Annotated in this window: 17 protein-coding genes; 11 read left to right on the top strand and 6 right to left on the bottom strand. The window is 70.2% G+C overall.

Features of this window, described 5'->3' with window-relative positions; genetic code table 11:
* Positions 1-21 precede the first annotated feature (21 nt).
* The 4 genes from J2739_RS14580 to J2739_RS14565 all read left to right on the top strand — a co-directional run bounded on the left by J2739_RS14580 (position 22) and on the right by J2739_RS14565 (position 4838).
* On the top strand, positions 22-741 hold the full coding sequence (locus J2739_RS14580; protein ID WP_309902799.1) for a c-type cytochrome: 720 nt from the start codon (positions 22-24) through the stop codon (positions 739-741).
* 5 nt (positions 742-746) lie between these two features.
* Positions 747-2021, top strand: coding sequence for a c-type cytochrome (locus J2739_RS14575; protein WP_309902798.1), 1275 nt, complete (start codon positions 747-749; stop codon positions 2019-2021).
* Between the two features lie 88 nt (positions 2022-2109).
* Entirely contained in the window at positions 2110-2529 is a 420-nt protein-coding gene (gene cueR / locus J2739_RS14570) for a Cu(I)-responsive transcriptional regulator (RefSeq protein WP_309902796.1), read from the top strand.
* Between the two features lie 86 nt (positions 2530-2615).
* Positions 2616-4838 carry a heavy metal translocating P-type ATPase gene (locus J2739_RS14565; RefSeq protein ID WP_309903027.1) on the top strand — a complete coding sequence of 741 codons (2223 nt, stop codon included), beginning with the start codon at positions 2616-2618 and terminating at the stop codon, positions 4836-4838.
* A 42-nt stretch (positions 4839-4880) separates the two neighbouring features.
* Here J2739_RS14565 and J2739_RS14560 read toward each other — a convergent pair whose 3' ends face one another.
* Positions 4881-5210, bottom strand: a complete 330-nt coding sequence (locus J2739_RS14560; RefSeq protein ID WP_309902794.1) for a four-helix bundle copper-binding protein — start codon at positions 5208-5210, stop codon at positions 4881-4883.
* Between the two features lie 176 nt (positions 5211-5386).
* Between J2739_RS14560 and J2739_RS14555 the strand changes: the two genes are divergently transcribed.
* A complete protein-coding gene (locus J2739_RS14555; protein ID WP_309902792.1) occupies positions 5387-6223 on the top strand; it encodes a GNAT family N-acetyltransferase in 837 nt (278 codons plus the stop codon).
* A gap of 40 nt (positions 6224-6263) precedes the next feature.
* On the opposite strand, the gene J2739_RS14550 is transcribed toward J2739_RS14555, so the two are convergent.
* Entirely contained in the window at positions 6264-7175 is a 912-nt protein-coding gene (locus J2739_RS14550) for a LysR family transcriptional regulator (protein WP_309902790.1), read from the bottom strand.
* A 151-nt stretch (positions 7176-7326) separates the two neighbouring features.
* On the opposite strand from J2739_RS14550, the gene J2739_RS14545 reads away from it, so the two are divergent.
* From J2739_RS14545 to J2739_RS14530, 4 genes are read left to right on the top strand one after another with little or no spacing between them, the layout of a single operon-like run.
* Entirely contained in the window at positions 7327-9480 is a 2154-nt protein-coding gene (locus J2739_RS14545) for a thiamine pyrophosphate-dependent enzyme (protein ID WP_309902788.1), read from the top strand.
* Between the two features lie 49 nt (positions 9481-9529).
* On the top strand, positions 9530-11131 hold the full coding sequence (locus tag J2739_RS14540) for an indolepyruvate oxidoreductase subunit beta family protein (protein WP_405053887.1): 1602 nt from the start codon (positions 9530-9532) through the stop codon (positions 11129-11131).
* 22 nt (positions 11132-11153) lie between these two features.
* Entirely contained in the window at positions 11154-12161 is a 1008-nt protein-coding gene (locus tag J2739_RS14535; protein ID WP_405053886.1) for a Bug family tripartite tricarboxylate transporter substrate binding protein, read from the top strand.
* Between the two features lie 7 nt (positions 12162-12168).
* Positions 12169-12582: an acyl-CoA thioesterase gene (locus J2739_RS14530; RefSeq protein ID WP_309902786.1), complete on the top strand. Its 414-nt coding sequence runs from the start codon at positions 12169-12171 to the stop codon at positions 12580-12582.
* 4 nt (positions 12583-12586) lie between these two features.
* Here J2739_RS14530 and J2739_RS14525 read toward each other — a convergent pair whose 3' ends face one another.
* The gene (locus J2739_RS14525; protein ID WP_309902784.1) at positions 12587-13006 is read right to left on the bottom strand and encodes a surface-adhesin E family protein; all 420 of its coding nucleotides are present in this window, start codon (positions 13004-13006) and stop codon (positions 12587-12589) included.
* 179 nt (positions 13007-13185) lie between these two features.
* On the opposite strand from J2739_RS14525, the gene J2739_RS14520 reads away from it, so the two are divergent.
* On the top strand, positions 13186-15021 hold the full coding sequence (locus tag J2739_RS14520; RefSeq protein ID WP_309902782.1) for a tannase/feruloyl esterase family alpha/beta hydrolase: 1836 nt from the start codon (positions 13186-13188) through the stop codon (positions 15019-15021).
* Between the two features lie 164 nt (positions 15022-15185).
* Positions 15186-15503, top strand: coding sequence for a hypothetical protein (locus tag J2739_RS14515; protein WP_309902780.1), 318 nt, complete (start codon positions 15186-15188; stop codon positions 15501-15503).
* A 21-nt stretch (positions 15504-15524) separates the two neighbouring features.
* Here the strand turns inward: J2739_RS14515 and J2739_RS14510 are convergent, their stop codons facing one another.
* From J2739_RS14510 to J2739_RS14500, 3 genes are all read right to left on the bottom strand, one after another.
* Complete coding sequence (locus tag J2739_RS14510) at positions 15525-16493, bottom strand: Bug family tripartite tricarboxylate transporter substrate binding protein (RefSeq protein WP_309902779.1); 969 nt, start codon at positions 16491-16493, stop codon at positions 15525-15527.
* A 73-nt stretch (positions 16494-16566) separates the two neighbouring features.
* A complete protein-coding gene (locus tag J2739_RS14505) occupies positions 16567-16947 on the bottom strand; it encodes a VOC family protein (RefSeq protein ID WP_309902777.1) in 381 nt (126 codons plus the stop codon).
* Positions 16944-17933, bottom strand: coding sequence for a hydroxymethylglutaryl-CoA lyase (locus J2739_RS14500; protein WP_309902775.1), 990 nt, complete (start codon positions 17931-17933; stop codon positions 16944-16946). Before J2739_RS14500 ends, J2739_RS14505 begins: the two co-directional genes overlap by 4 nt.
* Positions 17934-17947 lie beyond the last annotated feature (14 nt).

Here is a 17947-nt window from a genome sequence, read left to right as displayed (position 1 = left end):
GACAATCGCGCTCCCACCATGATGAAGAAGATCCGAACTCGCTGGCGAAGCCTGCTGCTCGCCGTCGCCCTCTGCCCCTTCGGGGCCCATGCCGCCTCCTCCGCCCCCGCCCGCGTGCCCGACACCATCGAGCAGCGCGTTGCCGCCTGCATCGCCTGCCATGGACGCGAGGGGGCCAGCACCAACGCCGGCTACTTCCCGCGGCTGGCCGGCAAGCCCGAAGGCTACCTCTACAACCAGCTGCTGAGCTTCCGCGATGGGCGCCGCTTCAACAGCGACATGGCCCACATGGTGCGGCACCTCTCCGATGCCTACCTGCGCGAGATCGCGCACTACTTCGCCGAGCTCGACCTGCCCTACCCGCCCGTCTCCACGCGCAGCGACGCTTCGGCGCAGACACTCGCGCGCGGCAAGGTCCTTGTGCTCGAAGGCGATGCGGCCCGCGGCATCCCGGCCTGCACGCAATGCCATGGCCAGGCGCTGACCGGCACCGCACCGGCCATTCCCTCGCTGCTCGGGCTGCCGCGCCTGTACCTGGCGTCGCAGCTCGGCGACTGGCTCAACAACGGCCGCCATGCGCTGCCGCCCGACTGCATGGCGGAGGTGGGACGCAAGCTGAACGCGGACGACATCAACGCCGTCGCGAGCTGGCTCGCGCTGCAGCCGGTGCCGGCCAATCCCAAGCCCGCGGCCGCGCCGCCCGGCCCGCTGCCGCTGCCCTGCAGCGCGATGGGGAAGTGACGCCCATGCGACGCGCGCTCCATACCCTGCTCGCCCTCGCGGTGCTGCTGATCGCGGCCGCGCTCGGGCTCGTGGCCCTCAACCTGCGTGGCGAAGACCCGCTGCCCCGGACGCCGACCGCCTTCGATCCGACGCCGGCCCAGGTCGAACGCGGCCGCTATCTCGCACTCGCCGGCAACTGCGCGGGCTGCCACACGACGCGCGGCGGCGCGCCCTATGCCGGCGGCGTCGGCATCGAGACACCCTTCGGCACGGTCTTCGCCGGCAACCTCACGCCGCATGCCGAAGCCGGCATCGGCCGCTGGAGCGCCGCGCATTTCTGGCGCGCCCTGCACAACGGCCGCTCGATGGACGGGCGCCTGCTCTACCCCGCCTTCCCTTACCCGAGCTTCACGCACGTCACGCGCGAGGACTCGGACGCGATCTACGCCTACCTGCGCACCGTCGCTCCGGCGCCGACGCCCAACCTGCCCCACAAGCTGCGCTTCCCCTACGGCACGCAGCCCGCGCTGGCGGTGTGGCGTGCGCTGTTCTTCACGCCCGGCGGCTTTGTCGCCGACCCGGCCAGGCCGGCCGAGTGGAACCGCGGCGCCTACCTGGTCGAGGGCCTGGGGCACTGCATCGCCTGCCACGGCACGCGCAACGTGCTCGGCGCCACCGAAGAGAAGCTGGGCCTCTCGGGCGGGCTGATCCCGGTCGAGAACTGGTATGCGCCCTCGCTGAACGCCAAACGCGAGGCCGGCGTCGCGGACTGGGACACGCAGCACGTCGTCGCCTTGCTCAAGAACGGCACCTCGCCGCGCGGCTCGGTGATGGGCCCGATGGCCGACGTGGTCTACCGGAGCACCCAGCATCTGAGCGAGGCCGACCTGAATGCGATGGCCGTGTTCCTCAAGCAATTGCCTGAAGCCGGGCCCGCGGACAAGGCGCCCCCCGCATCGCCGGTGCGCCGCGACGCCGGCGTGATGGCGCGCGGCGCGAAGATCTACGACCAGCAATGCGCCTACTGCCATGGCGACGCCGGCCAGGGTGCGGAGGGCGCCTATCCGGCGCTGGCAGGCAATCGCGCGGTCAACATGGGCTCGACGGTCAACCTGGTGCAGGTGCTGCGCCATGGCGGCTTCCTGCCTGCCACCGCCGGCAATCCGCGGCCCTACGGCATGCCGCCCTTCGGCCACGTGCTCGACGACGACGGCATCGCCGACGTGCTCAGCTACATCCGCGGCTCGTGGGGCAACGATGCGCCGCCCGTCACGCGCGGCCAGATCATGCGGCCCTGAAAACCTGCGTCAGGCTTGACCTTTCCATCATGGCAGGGTTGATACTTGCGCCTGGCCTTCGGCAGTTCGAGGGCGACAAGGAAGCGCAATGAGCCAAACCCTCCCCGGCAGCGAACCCTTCAACATCGGCCAGGCCGCGGCGCGCTCCGGCGTCTCGGCCAAGATGGTGCGCCACTACGAATCGCTCGGGCTGCTGCCGCGCATCAGCCGCACCGACGCGGGCTATCGCCAGTACAACGACAGGGACGTGCACACGCTGCGCTTCATCCGCCGCGCACGCGACCTCGGCTTCAGCATGGCCGAGATCGCCGAACTGCTGAAGCTGTGGCAGAACAAGCGGCGCGCGAGCGCCGACGTGAAGCGCATCGCCCTGGCCCATGCAGCCGACCTGCATCGCCGCATCGAGGAGATGGCGGGCATGCAGCGCACGCTCCAGCGCCTGGCCGAGTGCTGCCATGGCGACCAGCGGCCCGACTGCCCCATCCTGGACGAGCTCGCCGAACGCTGACGAGATCCACACCCACGCCTTGACCTTCCCATGATGGAAAGGTCCACAGTGGCCCCATCCGGAAGAACCGAGAACCCCCCATGTCGATGGACGAAAGCTTGACGATGCCGGCGGCCGGCGCGGGCCCGAAGGAACGATCCTTGCTGATCGAGGGCATGACCTGCGCCTCCTGCGTGGCGCGCGTCGAGAAAGCGCTGGCCGCCGTGCCCGGCGTCGCCTCGGCCACCGTCAACCTGGCGACGGAGCAGGCCCAGGTCCGGTTCGCCGGCCGCGACATCGGGACGGACGCGCTCGTCGCCGCCGTGCGCAAGGCGGGCTACGAGGCGAGCCGCGCCGAGGAAGCGCAGGCGGCGCCTGCGCGGGCGGCCGGCCGATGGCCGGCGTGGTGGCCGGTGGCAGTCGCCGCGCTGTTGTCGGCGCCGCTGGCGCTGCCCATGCTCGGCCTGCTGTTCGGCCGCGCCTGGATGCTCGACGGCTGGCTCCAGCTGGCGCTGGCGACGCCGGTGCAGTTCTGGCTCGGCGCGCGCTTCTACCGCGCGGGCTGGAAGGCCTTGAAGGCGGGCGCCGGCAACATGGACTTGCTGGTCGCGCTGGGCACCTCGGCCGGCTATGGCCTGAGTCTCTATCTGCTGCTCACGCACGCCGGCCACGGCATGCCGCACCTGTACTTCGAAGCCTCCGCCGTGGTGATCACGCTGGTGCTGCTCGGCAAGTGGCTCGAGCAGCGGGCCAAGCACCAGACCACGGAGGCCATCCGCGCGCTGAATGCGCTGCGGCCGGAACGCGCGCGGGTGCGGCGAGGCGGGCTGGAGCAGGAGCTGCCGCTCTCGCGGGTGCGGGTCGGCGACGAGGTGGTCGTGCGCCCCGGCGAGCGCGTCCCGGTCGACGCCGTGGTGCTCGAGGGTGCCAGCGAGGTCGACGAGTCGCTCATCACGGGCGAGAGCCTGCCCGTCGCCAAGCACGCGGACGATGCCGTGACCGGCGGCTCGGTCAACGGCGAGGGCCTGCTCGTTCTGCGCACGACCGCCGTCGGCGCGGAGTCCACGCTGGCGCGCATCGTGCGGCTGGTCGAGTCGGCGCAGGCGAAGAAGGCGCCGATCCAGCGCCTGGTGGACCGCGTGAGCACCGTGTTCGTACCGGTGGTCATCGCGATTGCCTTTGCCACCCTGGCCGGCTGGGGCCTGGGCACCGGCGACTGGGAGGCGGCGATCCTCAACGCCGTGGCCGTGCTCGTCATCGCCTGCCCCTGTGCCCTCGGGCTGGCGACGCCGACCGCGATCATGGCGGGGACCGGCGTGGCGGCACGCCATGGGGTGCTGATCAAGGATGCCGAGGCGCTCGAGATCGCCCACGCGGTCGGCGTCGTCGCCTTCGACAAGACCGGCACCTTGACGGAAGGCCACCCGGAACTCGTTGCCATCGAGGCGGTGGACGGCGATACCGCCGCCCTGCTGCGGGCCGGCGCGGCCATCCAGGCCGGCAGCGAGCATCCGCTGGCGCGTGCGGTGATCGGTGCGGCCACGAAGCAGGGCCTGGCCATCCCGCCGGCGAGCGAGGTCCGCGCGATCGCGGGGCGCGGCGTGGCGGCGATCGTCGATGGCCGCGCGCTGCGGCTGGGCAGCGGCCGCTTGATGGACGAGCTCTCGGTACCGTTGGGCCGCCTGGCCGAAATCGCCGCGCAACGCCAGGCCGAGGGCCGCACCGTCTCCTGGCTGGCCGAGCTCGGCGCGCAGCCGAAGCTGCTGGGCCTGTTCGCCTTCGGAGACGCGCCCAAGCCCAGCGCCGCGGCGGCCGTCCGGCAGCTGCATGCGCAGGGCATCCGCACCGCGCTCATCTCGGGCGACAACCGCGGCAGCGCCGAGGCCGTGGCGCGGCTGCTGGGGATCGACATCGTCCACGCGGAGGTGCTGCCCGAGGACAAGGCAGTCATCGTTGCGCAGCTCAAGGCGCAGCAAGGCACGCGCATCGCCATGGTGGGCGATGGCATCAACGACGCGCCGGCACTGGCTGCCGCCGATGTCGGCATCGCGATGTCGACCGGCACGGACATCGCCATGCATGCCGCGGGCATCACCCTCATGCGCGGCGACCCTGCGCTGGTGAGCGATGCGATCGACATCTCGCGCCGCACCTACGCCAAGATCCGACAGAACCTGTTCTGGGCCTTCGTCTACAACGTGGTGGGCATTCCGCTCGCTGCCTTCGGCCTGCTGAGCCCGGTGATCGCCGGCGCCGCCATGGCCTTCAGCAGCGTGAGCGTGGTGAGCAATGCGCTCCTGCTGCGGCGCTGGAAGGGAAGCGCCGAGTGAGTTGACCGGGTCCCCGTCGCCGGGGCCGGCTGCACTGCGGCCTCAGGCCGCCATCTCCCGGCACGCCTGCGCGCATTGCTTGCAGGCGGCGGCACAGGCCTGGCAGTGTTCGTGCGAATGCTTCGCGCACTCGGTGCCGCAGGCCGTGCAGATCTCGGCGCAGAGCCGGCAGATCGCCGGCGCGTTGGCACTGTCGCGGGCCATCGCGGCGGCGGCCAACTGGCAGATGGCCGCGCAGTCCATGTCGAGTGCGATGCAGGCGGCCATCATCTTCACGTCATCCTCGTGCAGGCAGGCCGCAGCACAGTGGCTGCAGGCCATCGCGCAATCGTTGCAGGCAGCGATGCACGTGCCGTACTTCTCGTGGGCCATGGCGTTTCTCCTGAAATCGACAGGTTGGGAAGCGCGTGCGCATCCCGGTGTCGGACGCCTGCCTGCGCCCTTGTGCGACTGGGATGTGACCAGGGAAAGCGCGCTCGGGCGGACCCCATGCGCCGCGCTCGCCGCGGTGCGATCATTGCCTGCATGCGCGAGCCACCGACAAGAAAATGAAGCGTGCCGACATCGCCATCCTCCCCGCCGAGCAGTGGCCCCGCGGCGCGCTGGCCGCGCTCTGGAACCTCGCCTATGCGGGTTACGTCGTGCCGGTGGCCTTCGACGCGGAACGATTCGCGCGGCACCTGCGCCGCGCCAACGTCGAGCTTGCGCTGTCGAAGGTGCTGACGGCCGGCGGCGAACCGGCCGGCCTCTCGCTGGTGGGGCGGCGCGACAGGCGCGCCTACCTCGCCGGATTCGGCATCGTGCGAGCGCAACGCCGCCGCGGACTTGCGCGGCTGCTGATCGAGGTGCAACTCGCGGCGCTGCCGCCAGCGGGCGTGGACGAGCTGGTGCTGGAGGTGCTCGAGCCGAATCCCGCGCGCACCCTCTACCGGCGGGCCGGGTTCGAGGCGGTCCGGCCCCTGGAGCTCCTTGAAGGCACGCTGGACACGCGCGCAGTCGAGACTGTGGCACTCGGCCTCGCCGAGCTCGCCGCAGCGCACCAGCGCTGCAGCGCCGTCACTCAGCCGACCTGGCGACGCGAGCTGCCGACCGTGCTCGATGCCCTGACCCACGAGAACGCCGCCGCGCTCGGCGTGCGCCGGGGCGACACCGTCGTGGCCTATGCCGTGCTGCCGGAGCCGGCCCGTCACGACGGCACGCTCCTCGATGCCGCGGCCCTCGACGAGACGGCGGCGCATTCGCTGCTGGACATGCTCGCGTCCGCGCGGCCCGGCACGCGCTGGCGTTTGGTCGACGAGCCGCGCGACAGCCCCTTCTTCCGTGGCGCGTGCGCGCGCGGCCTGGCTCCCGTGCTGCGCCAGATCGAAATGAAGCGCAGCTTCTGAAGGAAGCAACGGACGCGGGGCAACGGCCGCCCCGATGCCGCTATGTCTCCCTGAACAACTCCGCGATCACGCCCCGCAGCCAGCTGTTCGCCGGGTCGGCTTCGAAGCGCTTGCTCCAGTGCAGCGAGACCGCGAAGTCGCGTAGCGGGAAGGGCGGCTCGACGATGGCGTAGCCGCCCTCCTCGGCAAAGCCGCGCGCGATGTTGCGCGGCATCACCACGGCCAGGTCGGTGGCGCGCACGATGGCCGGCAGCACCATGAAGTGCTCGGTGGTGAGGCGCACGCGGTCCTCCAGGTTGAGCAATTGCAGGATGCGCAGTGTCTCCGCGTGCGTGCGCACCGCCACGTACTCCAGCTTCTGGAGCGACGCCATCAGCGCCGGCCCGCTGCGGCGCCCGCGCGTGAAGGGATGCCCCTTGCGCAGCAGCACGATGTAGCGGTCCTTGAGCAGCAGGATGCGTTGGGTGTCGCTCACCTTGGGCAGAAAGCCGAAAGCGAAGTCGATGCGGCCGCTGTCGAGCGCCGGCGGGATCTCGCCGAGTGCCAGCGGCAGGGTCTCCAGCCGAACGCCCGGCGCGAGCGCGCCAATGCGCGCCATGAGCGCCGGCAGGAAGCGGCCCTCGCCGATGTCGCTCATGTGGATGCGGAAAGTCTTGCGAGAGGCCGCGGGCTCGAAGCGGTCCGGCTCGCCGAGCGCCTCCTCCAGCGTACTCAGGGCCGACTGCACCGCCGCGGCCAGCCGCTCGGCGCGCGGCGTGGGCGCCACGCCGCCCGGCGCGCGGGTGAAGAGCGCGTCCTGCAACAGCAGCCGCAGCCGCCCAAGGCCATGGCTGGCGGCCGGTTGGGTAAGGCCCAGCGCATCGGCCGCGCGGCTCACGCTGCGCGCACGGTAGACCGCGTCGAACAGGCGGAGCAGGTTCAGGTCGATGGTGTCGATATGCATGGCATTCATGTCGGATAGCACGAATATTTTATTGATGCCCGGCGCGACGGCTCGCACACTGCCAACCGGCACGCGGCGCGGAAACCCTGCACGCCCTCGCCTGCGACCCGGCGGCTTCAAGGGCCGGGGCCACACCAAGCAAAGAGAAGAGAGAAGCGTTTTGGAAGTCTCATTCAGCAAGGAGATCGAGGCCCTGCGCCTCGGCGCCGGCGACACCTTTCACGGCGAGGGCATCCTCGCCATCACCAAGGGCCTGCTGCAGTCGGGCGTGGCCTACGTGGGCGGCTACCAGGGCGCGCCGGTCTCGCACCTGCTCGACGTGATGGTGCAGGCCAAGCCGTACATGGACGAACTGGGCGTGCACGTGGAGGCCTGCTCGAACGAAGCCTCGGCTGCGGCCATGCTCGGTGCCTCCATCCACTATCCGCTGCGCGGCGCCGTCACCTGGAAATCGATCGTCGGCACCAACGTGGCAGCCGATGCCCTGTCGAACCTCTCGTCGCCCGGCGTGAAGGGCGGCGTGCTGATCGTGGTGGGCGAGGACTACGGCGAAGGCGCCAGCGTGATCCAGGAGCGCACGCACGCCTATGCGCTCAAGTCCGGCATGTGCCTGCTCGATCCGCGGCCCGAGCTCGGCCGCATGGTGGACATGGTGGAGCACGGCTTCCGTCTCTCCGAGACCTCCAGCATGCCCTGCATGATGGAGTTGCGCATCCGCACCTGCCATGTGCGCGGCAGCTTCGAGTGCCGCGACAACCTGCCGCCGCCGGTCTCCACCCGCGCCTTGATGGATGAGCCGGCCGGCTTCGACTACATGCGGCTCGCGCATCCGCCGGTGACCTTCCGCCACGAGAAGCTCAAGGGCGAGGAGCGCATCCCGGCCGCGCGGCGCTACATCGCCGAGCATGGCCTGAACGAGTCGATACCGGGCAAGCACGAGGATCTGGGGCTGATCGTCCAGGGCGGGCTGTACAACGCGCTCGTCCGGAGCCTGCAGCAGCTGGGCCTGGCCGATGCCTTCGGCGCCACCGACATCCCGCTGCTGGTGCTCAACGTCACCTATCCGCTGGTGCCCGAGCAGGTGGCCGACTTCTGCGCGCGCAAGCGCGCGGTGCTGGTGGTGGAGGAAGGCCAGCCCGAGTACATCGAGCAGGAGATCGCGACGCTGCTGCGCCGGCGCGCCATCCCGACGCCGCTGCACGGCTGCGACCTGCTGCCGCCCGCGGGCGAGCTGGGCGTCGAGGTGCTGGCCGGGGGGCTTTCGAACTTTGCCGCGCGCTACCTGCCGCAGCACGCGCTGGACTCGGCGCAGGGGTGGCTCGCCGGCAACCATCAGCGCCGCGCGGCGGTGGCCGCGAAGCTGGATGCACCGCTGCCCGCGCGCCCGCCCAGTTTCTGCATCGGCTGCCCGGAGCGGCCGGTGTTCGCGGCGCTCAAGCTGGCGCAGCAGGACAGCGGCCCGGTGCACATCGCGGCCGACATCGGCTGCCATGCCTTCGGCACTTTCGAGCCCTTCTCCATGGGCCATTCGATCCTGGGCTACGGCATGAGCCTGGCGAGCCGCGCGGGGGTGTCGCCGATGATGCAGCGCAGAGCGCTGTCGATCATGGGCGACGGCGGCTTCTGGCACAACGGCCTGCTCACCGGCGTGCAGAGCGCGCTCTTCAACGGCGACGACGCGGTGCTGCTGATCTTCAAGAACGGCTACACCTCGGCCACCGGCACGCAGGACATCATCTCCACCCCCGATGACGAGGTGAAGGAACGTGCGGTCGACAAGCAGCAGAGCCTGGTCGACAAGAACACCACGATCGAATCGACCCTCGAGGGGCTGGGCGTGCAGTGGCTGCGCACGGTCCACACCTACGACGTCGACCGGATGCGCGCCACGCTCAACGAAGCCTTCACCACCGGCTTCGTCGGGCTCAAGGTGATCGTGGCCGAGGGGGAATGCCAACTGGAGCGGCAGCGCCGCATCAAGCCGTGGATCGCCGGTCTGCTCAAGCGGGGCGAGCGCGTGGTGCGGGTGAAATACGGGGTGGACGAGGACGTGTGCAACGGCGACCACGCCTGCATCCGCCTCTCGGGCTGCCCCACGCTCACGATCAAGGACAACCCGGACCCGCTGAAGGTGGACCCGGTGGCGGTGGTGATCGACGGCTGCGTGGGCTGCGGCCTGTGCGGTGCCAATGCGCACGCCGCCACGCTGTGTCCCAGCTTCTATCGGGCCGAGGTGGTGCAGAACCCCAAGTGGCACGAGCGCCTGTTGCATTCGCTGCGGGGGGCGCTCGTGAGGGCGTTGCAGCCGGCCTAGGGGGCGGAATGCGGACAGACGAACGCAAAGGACGCGAAGGACGCGAAGGATGAATATCCATACGACACAGCCCATCAGCCTGCTGGTCTGCGCCCTGGGCGGCGAAGGTGGAGGGGTGCTCACCGAATGGCTGGTCGAGGTGGCCCGGCATGCCGGGTATGCGGCGCAGAGCACCTCGATTCCGGGCGTGGCACAGCGCACCGGCGCCACCACGTACTACATCGAGGTGTTTCCGGTGCCGCTGGCGGCGCTCGGGGGGCGGCGGCCGGTGTTCGGCCTGAGCCCGGTGCCGGGGGCGCTGGATGCGATCGTCTCCTCGGAGCTGCTGGAGACCGCGCGCCAGATCGGCAATGGCATGAGCGCACCGGTTCGCACGCTGGTCATCAGCTCCTCCGCGCGCACGCTCACCACGGCGGAGCGCATGCAGGTGGGCGACGGCCGTGCCGACAGCGAGCGGCTGCTGGACGTGATCAAGGCCTTCAGCCGCGAGCACCACGTGTTCGACATGGGCACGGTGGCGCGCGAGGCCGGGACGGTGGTCAGCGCGGTGATGCTGGGCGCGGTCGCGGGCAGCGGGCTGTTCCCCTTTCCGCGCGAGGCCTACGAGCAGGTGGTGCGCGGCGGCCGCACGCCCGAAGAGGCGGGCAAGATGGCCGCGGCCAGCCTGCGCGGCTTCGCGCAGGCCTTCGAGATCGTGCAGGCGCCGCGGGAGCAGGCCGCGATGGTGAGGCAGTTGCTGGCCACCACCGCGCAGGACGCGCCTGCGGCACACGCGCTGCCGGCCGCGCTTGCACAGGCCTTCCCGCCGCAGGTGCAGGGCCTGCTGGCGCTGGGCTACGCCCGCGTGCTCGACTACCAGGACGCCTCCTATGCGCAGCTCTACATCGACCGGCTGCAGCAGGTGCTGGCGGCCGAGCGCGCGGCCGACCCTGCCGGCGCGGGCGGCTACGCCATCACCGACGAGATGGCGCGCTGGCTCGCGCTGTGGATGGCCTTCGACGACATCGTGCGGGTGGCCGAGCTCAAGAGCCGCAAGAGCCGCGCGGCGCGCGTGCGGCGCGAGGTCCGGGCCGGGGACGAAGACATCGTCAAGGTCTACGACCATTTCAAGCCCGGCACGCCCGAGTTCGCGGCGCTGCTGCCGCCTTCGCTGGCCCATCGCCTCGCGGCCTGGGACCGGCGCCGGGAAAAGCCCTGGGCGCTGCCGCTGAAGGTCGGCAGCCACGCGGTCTTCGGCATGGCCTCGCTGCGGCTGCTGGCCTCGCTGCGCTGGCTGCGCAAGCGCGGCAGCCGCTTCGCCGAGGAGCAGGCGTTGATCGGGCGCTGGCTCGCCGCGGTGCTGCAGGGCACGCGCAGCGACTGGCGCCTGGGCCACGAGATCGCGCAGTGCGGGCGGCTCATCAAGGGCTACGGCAGCACCAACGAGCGCGGCAAGCAGAACCTGCTGCACGTGATCGGGCACCTGGCCGAGCTGCCCGGCGCTTCCGACCAGGCGCGGGCCGAGGCCATCGCCGCGGCACGGCAGGCCGCGCTGGCCGATGACGCCGGCAAGGCGCTCGATGCCGCGCTCGTGCAGCACGGCGCGCCTGCGCGGCCCGTCGCGGCCCAGCCGATCCGCTGGATGAAGCGGCGGCCCGCCACCACCCGATGAACCACCGAGAAGGAGACTCCCGATGACGACGACAAGACCCGCAGGCCGCCGCGGCATTCCCTTGCGAAGCGCCTTGCTGGCGCTGGTGCTGGGTGCTGCCGCCGCGATGCCGACCGCCCAGGCGCAAGGCAGCAACTGGCCCAGCAAGCCCATCAAGGTGGTGGTGAACTTCCCGCCCGGCGGCGCGGCCGACACCATCGCACGCGCGATCTCCCAGCCGCTGCAGGACGCCCTGGGCCAGCCGGTGCTGATCGAGAACCGCGGCGGCGCCAACGGCAACATCGGCGGCGAGAACGTGGCGCGCGCGCAGCCCGACGGCTACACGCTGCTCATGAGTTCGGGCGGAATGGTGTCGGTGAATCCGCACCTGTACCCCAAGATGTCCTTCGACCCGTCCAAGGACCTGATCCCCGTCGCCGCGGCGGCGCGCATCCTCGTGTTCCTCGTGACCAGGCCTTCGCTGCCGCCGCAGAACGTCAAGGAGTTCATCGCCTACGTGAAGGAGCGCCCGGGCAAGCTGTCCTTCGGCTCGCCGGGTGCGGGGAGCTCGCCGCACCTGGCGGGCGAGATGTTCAAGGCGCAGACCGGCCTCTATGCGGTGCATGTGCCCTACCGCGGCGCCGCGCCGGCGCTGCAGGACCTGCTCGCCGGCCAGATCGACTTCGCCTTCGATCCGGGCATCGGCCTGAACCAGGTCCGCGCGGGCAAGCTGCGCCTGCTGGCCGTGGGCAGCCCCAGGCGCTCGCCGCTCTTCCCCGACGTGCCGACGCTGGACGAGGCCGGGCTCAAGGGCTTCGATGCCGACACCGTGTTCGGCTTCTACGCGCCGGCAGGCACGCCGGCGCCGATCGTCGCGCGGCTCAACAGCGAGATCAACCGCATCCTCGGGACGCCGGCGGTCAAGGAGCGCATCGCGAACCTGGGCGGAGAGCCCGTGCCCGGCACGCCGGCCGCCTTCCACGACCGTGCGATGGCCGACTCGGCGCGCTTCGGCGCCATCATCCGGGACCGAAAAATCCTCGCGGACTGATCAGCGCATGGCCCAGCCCGTCATCTACACCGTCCGCGTCGAGTTCGGGGACTGCGACCCCGCCGGCATCGTCTGGTTTCCCAACTTCTTCCGCTGGATCGACGCGGCCTCGCGCCACTTCTTCGCCGAGCGCGGCGTGCCGCGCTGGGAGGAAACGGCGCAGACGCTGGGCGTGATCGGCACGCCGCTGGTCGACACCCACACCCGCTTCGTCAAGAGCGCGAGCTACGGCGACACGCTGACGATCGCGGTCGCCATCCCCGAGTGGCGCGACAAGAGCTTCCTGCAGACCTACCGCATGAAACGCGGCGAGGACCTGATCCTCGAATGCGAGGAGGTCCGCATCTTCGCGGCGAAGCGCGAGGGCGGCGGCATCCGCGCGGTGCCGATCCCGCCGGAGATCCGGCGACTCTGCGCGTAGAAGGCTACTGGCCGCTGGCGTGGCAGGCCGCGCGGATGATGCGCTCGGTGGGATTGGGCACGACGTTGAGAAAGCGCATTGGCCGCGGGTTGTCGGTGTAGTCGCTCTCCTTGTGCGCTTCGCCCTGCCACAAAGGCGCCATGTAGAAGCGCGCGAAGCGGTACTCGGCCTTCTTTGCCCGGCAGTCGAAGACGACGCGGGCGTCGTAGGAGCGGTAGGGCACGCCTTCCCAGTTGGCGCGGTCCTGCGACCGGTTCACGCGCAGGTTCATGGTCCGGCGCTCGCCGACGATCTTGATCGCCACCGGATCGACCTGCACCGTGTCGACCACGGGGTCGTCCGGATTGCCGGTCACGGTGAACCACTCGGCCTGAGCCGCAGCGCTGGCGCCGATCAGGCCAAGCAATGCGAACCAACATCTCACGCCGAAGATCCCCTTGCGATGAAAAACCGGCCGATTCTAGTGAAGTCCCCACGCCTGTCAGCCGCCGCCGCTCGCCAACGGCGGTGCCGTCCTACCCGGCGCAGCCCCGCGACGGCGCATCACCCACTGGCGTTCCGCCCGCGCTGCCGCGGCGGCCCAATGAAAGAACGGGGCACATCATGTCTGGAAACAGTCGCTTCCAAGTGCGGACATGGACACAGGCCGGGTTGATCGCCGCGGCCGCCGGGTTGCTGGCGGCTTGCGGCGGCGGCGGAGGCGGGCACGGGGGCGGCTTCGTGGTCCTGCCGCCGGGCCAGACCCAGCTCGCCTGCGACGACTCGATCAAGACCGGCTTCAAGCCGGACGCCAACACCAGCGTGCTGCTGGTCAAGTCTTTCAAGAACGGCGATCCGCTGCTGCTGACCGGCACTCCCACGCCCACCACGCCCACCGCCACCACCGATGTCTGCGTGGTGAAGCTGCTGGTGGGGCCGGGCAATCCGGGCCCCGCGGACGCGCCTTCGACCTCGCCCGGGATCGGCATCGAGGTCTGGCTGCCGAGCGAGGCGAAATGGAATGGCCGCGTGCACGTGAAGGGCGGCGGCGGCTGGGCCGGCGGCGTGCAGACCTCGCTGACGGCGCTGGCCGGTGTCACGGGCGGCACTGCCGGCACGCCGGCCAACACCGCCATGGTGGAAGGCGCGGTTTCGGCCAGCACCGACACCGGCCACGCCAACACCGCCAATGGCGGCTCCTTCGCCATGAGGCCCGACGGCACCATCAACACGGCCTTGTGGAACGACTTCGCACAGCGGGGCATCCACGAGATGGCCGTCAAGACCAAGGCGCTGGCGACCGCCTTCTACGGCACCGCGCCGCGTTTCTCCTATTGGGACGGCTTCTCCACCGGCGGCCGCCAGGGCCACATGGAGGCGCAGGCGAACCCGGCCGATTTCGACGGCATCCTGGCCGGTGCCCCGGCCATCAACTGGACGAAGTTCATCACCGCCGAGCTGTACCCGCAGATCGTCTACCAGCGTGATCTGGGCGGCGTGGCGCTGACGGCCGCCCAGCTGACGCTGATGGGCAATGCCGCCATCAACGCCTGCGACGTGGTGAACAACCAGCACCTGGGCTACATCCCCGACCCGTCCCAATGCCGCTACGACCCGCAGATGGACCCCGCCGTGCTGTGCCCGAGCAGCGGCGGCACCGGGCCCGCCGGCAGCTGCGTCACGGCCGCCCAGGCCCTGGCGATGAACAAGATCTGGTACGGCCAGACCAGCGACGGCTCCGTGCCCTCCCCCGCGGCCGACAACGGCTTCGCGACTTCGCCTGCCACCTCGGCCAACCAGCGCTGGTACGGGCTGACGCGCGGCACCAACCCGACGGGGCTCGCCGGCCCGACACCGTTCACCATCGCGACCGACATGGTGGCGCTGGAGCTGCAGGACCCGACCTGGGCCACGCCGAGCTTCATCAACGCGACCGGCAACGGCATCAACCGGTGGACGACGCTGTCGTACGCGAACCTCTCCAACGCCTTCGACCAGGGCATCGCGCTGCAGGCCGCCTTCGCCAACATCAACACGGACGACCCCAACATCGACCGCTTCGCGGCGCACGGCGGCAAGATGCTGGTCTACCACGGGCTCGCCGACACGCTGATCATGCCGCAGGGCACCATCAACTACTACACCCGGCTCGCCTCCCGGGTGGGCGGCGACGCGGTGGCTCGCAACTTCTACCGGCTGTTCCTGGTGCCCGGCATGGCCCACGGCTTCAGCAATGGCACCACCAACGCGGCCGCGAACCCGCCGCTGCCGACCAACGCCCAGCTCTACCTGGCGCTGACGCTGTGGGTGGAAAACGGCAACTCGCCCGAGCGCATCGACATCTCCGCGCCGGCCACCGGCACCGCGCCCGCCAGCTCGCGGCCGATCTGCATGTATCCCACCAAGGCCACGCTGACCGGCGGCGACCCGCGCCAAGCCGCGTCTTACGTCTGCTCTTGAATACTTAGGTTTAGCCTTCGGCCTATTGCGGATGATTTGTTGCGCCAGCGGGCGACTAATGCCACAGTTTGGTGGACTTCCCATTACGGGAATCTCCTCTCCCGCCCATTTTTTGCGAGACCATTGGCGCCATCACAGCACTCCAACGTTCCGCGAGTACCCACATGGCCAAGATCACCTTCGCGCAATCGCCTGCCACCGCCACCCGGCGCGCCCCGAGGCTGGTCTTCCGCCCCGCCGATGCGCGCCGCCCGTTCCGGCGCGGTGACCTGGCACTGTGCGCCGGCTCGATCGTGGTGGTCTGCATGTCCGAGCACGAGGAAGGCGGCGTCAATCCCGAACTGGCCGTGCGCTCCACGCGCGGCGTCGCCGGCACGGCGCGGGCCAAGAGCCTGCAGTTGCTGGCCGGCGTGGACACGCAGGAATTCGGCCCCGGCTACCACGACCTGCTGAAGTTCATCGCGGACACCGCCGCCCACTGATCCCCGCGGCCGCAGCGCCACTCAGTCGGCCTTGATATCGGCCGCCTTGATCACCTTCGACCATTTTGCGAGTTCCTGGTCCACGAACTTGCCCAGCGTGGGCGGGTCCATGTAGACGGCGAAGGCCCCCTGATCGTCCACCTTCTTGCGGAAGCTCTCGCTCTCGACGATCTTGCGGATCTCGGCGCTGAGCCTGGCCACCACCTCCGGCGGCGTCTTCGCCGGTGCGAAGACCGCGAACCACGAATCCACCTCGTAGCCCGGCAGTCCGGCTTCGGCCGAAGTCGGCACATTGGGCATCGACGGATGGCGATGCGTCCCTGTATAGGCCAGCGCCTTGAGCTTGCCGCTCGCGATGTGGCCGATCACCGAGGGCGGCGTGGTAATGAACATGTCGACATTGCCCGCGATCAGGTCGTTGATCGCCGGGCCCGAGCCCTTGTAGGGGACGTGCGTCATCGGCTGCTTCACCTGGCGCGACAGCAGCTCGCCCGCGATGTGCTGGATGGAGCCGTTGCCGGAGGAGGCGAAGTTGAGGCCGCCATCGCCCTTCTTCTTGCCGTACTCGATCAGCTCCTTCATCGAGTTGACCGGCAGCTTGCCGCTGACCGCCACCACGTGCGGCGCGCGCATCACGAGCGCGACCGGCGCGAAGTCCTTGGTCGGGTTCCACTTGATCTGCTGGAACAGCGCGGGGTTGCCCACGTGGTAGCCCGAGTACTGCATGAGCAGCGTATAGCCGTCGGGCGCGGCCCGGGCCACGGCCTCGGTGCCGATGTTGCCGCTGGCGCCCGGCTTGTTGTCGACCACCACCGGCTGGCCGAGCGCACGCGACAGCGGGTCGCCGACCAGGCGCGCCATGATGTCCGTCGACCCGGCGGGCGCGGTGGGAACGATGAAGGTGATGGGCTTCGACGGCCAGCTTTCGGCATGCGAAGCGATCATCGTGAACGCGGCGCAGGCCGCGAGCAGGCGGGGGGCGAGTTTCATGGCTTGTCTCCTGATTGTTGAAAGGGATGCGGGAACGGCTACCGAACGCAGAAGTCGCGAAGGTGCTTCGTATTCATGCCTTCAGTTCCGAGATCTCGATGAGGTTGAGATCCGGGTCGCGCACGTAGACCGAGCGGATGCGCGAGGTCGCGCCGGTGCGCATCACCGGGCCTTCGACGATGGGCACCTGCTTCGCTTCCAGACGCGCGATCACCTCGTCCAGCGGCACGGCGGCGATGAAGCAGAGGTCCAGCGCGCCGGGCATCGGCACCTGCGCCTTCGGCTCGAACTCGCTGCCCTTCAGGTGCAGGTTGATCTTCTGGTTGCCGAAGCGAAAGGCCTTGCGGCTCTCGCCGAAGGTCTCGAGCGTCATGCCCATGACCTCGACGTAGAAGCGCACGCAGGCTGGCTCGTCGGCCGTGGTCAGCACCAGGTGGTCCAGATGGTCGATCATGCCGGCAGCTCCTTCCTGCCGATGTCGCGCGCCTTCGCGCGCTCGACGATCTCGCCGAAATCCGCAGGCAGCGCGTGGCGCGTGAGCCGATGGCCGGCGCGGGACACCTGCGCAGGCAGCGCGTGCTGAACCAGCGCCTCGAGCTGCACGGCAGCAGCGATGACGCCGTCGAAATCCATGCCCGTCTCGTAGCCCATGCACTGCAGCATGTGGACCACGTCCTCGGTCGCGACGTTGCCCGTCGCGCCGGGCGCATAGGGGCAGCCGCCGATGCCGCCCAGGGACATGTCGAAGCGGCGCACGCCGGCCTCCAGCGCCGCGACCGTGTTGACCAGGCCCATGGCGCGGGTGTTGTGGAAGTGCGCCGTGAAACCCAGTGACGGGAAGCGCGCCAGGGCGCGCGCGCAGACCTCTTGCACCTGCGTCGGATAGGCCATGCCGGTGGTGTCGCACAGGGTGATGCCGGCTACGCCAAACCCGGCAAAGCGTTCGATCCAGCCCAGCACGCCTTCGAGCGGCACCTCGCCCTCCATCGGGCAGCCGAACACGCAGGACAGGGAGACGTTCACCGGCACCTTCGCCTGCCGCGCCAGCGCGATCACCTCCGCCAGCTGCGCGAAGGACTGCTCGCGCGTCATGCGCAGGTTGGCGAGGTTGTGGGTCTCGCTGGCCGACATCACGATGTTGAACTCGTCGACGCGGCCGTCCAGCGCGCGCTCGCCGCCGCGCAGGTTGGGCACCAGCGCGGTGTAGAGCACGCCGGGGCGGCGCGCGATGCGGCCCATGACCTCCTCGCCGTCGCGCAGGGCCGGGATGGCCTTGGGCGAGGTGAAGGAGGTCACCTCGATCTTCGCGTAGCCCAGCCCGCTCAGGCGGTCGATCAGCGCGATCTTGTCCTCGGTGGGGATGAAGCGGCTTTCCATCTGGAAGCCGTCGCGGGTGGCGACCTCGTTGAGGTGCAGGCGCGTGCCGTCGCCGGTGTTCATGATGGGCGTTCCTT

Origin of the sequence: Variovorax soli, assembly GCF_031454625.1 — a bacterium.
In the GTDB taxonomy this organism is placed as follows: domain Bacteria; phylum Pseudomonadota; class Gammaproteobacteria; order Burkholderiales; family Burkholderiaceae_C; genus Variovorax; species Variovorax soli_A.
Note: the sequence above shows the minus strand (reverse complement) of the source record. Positions and strands in the feature narration are given on the sequence as shown.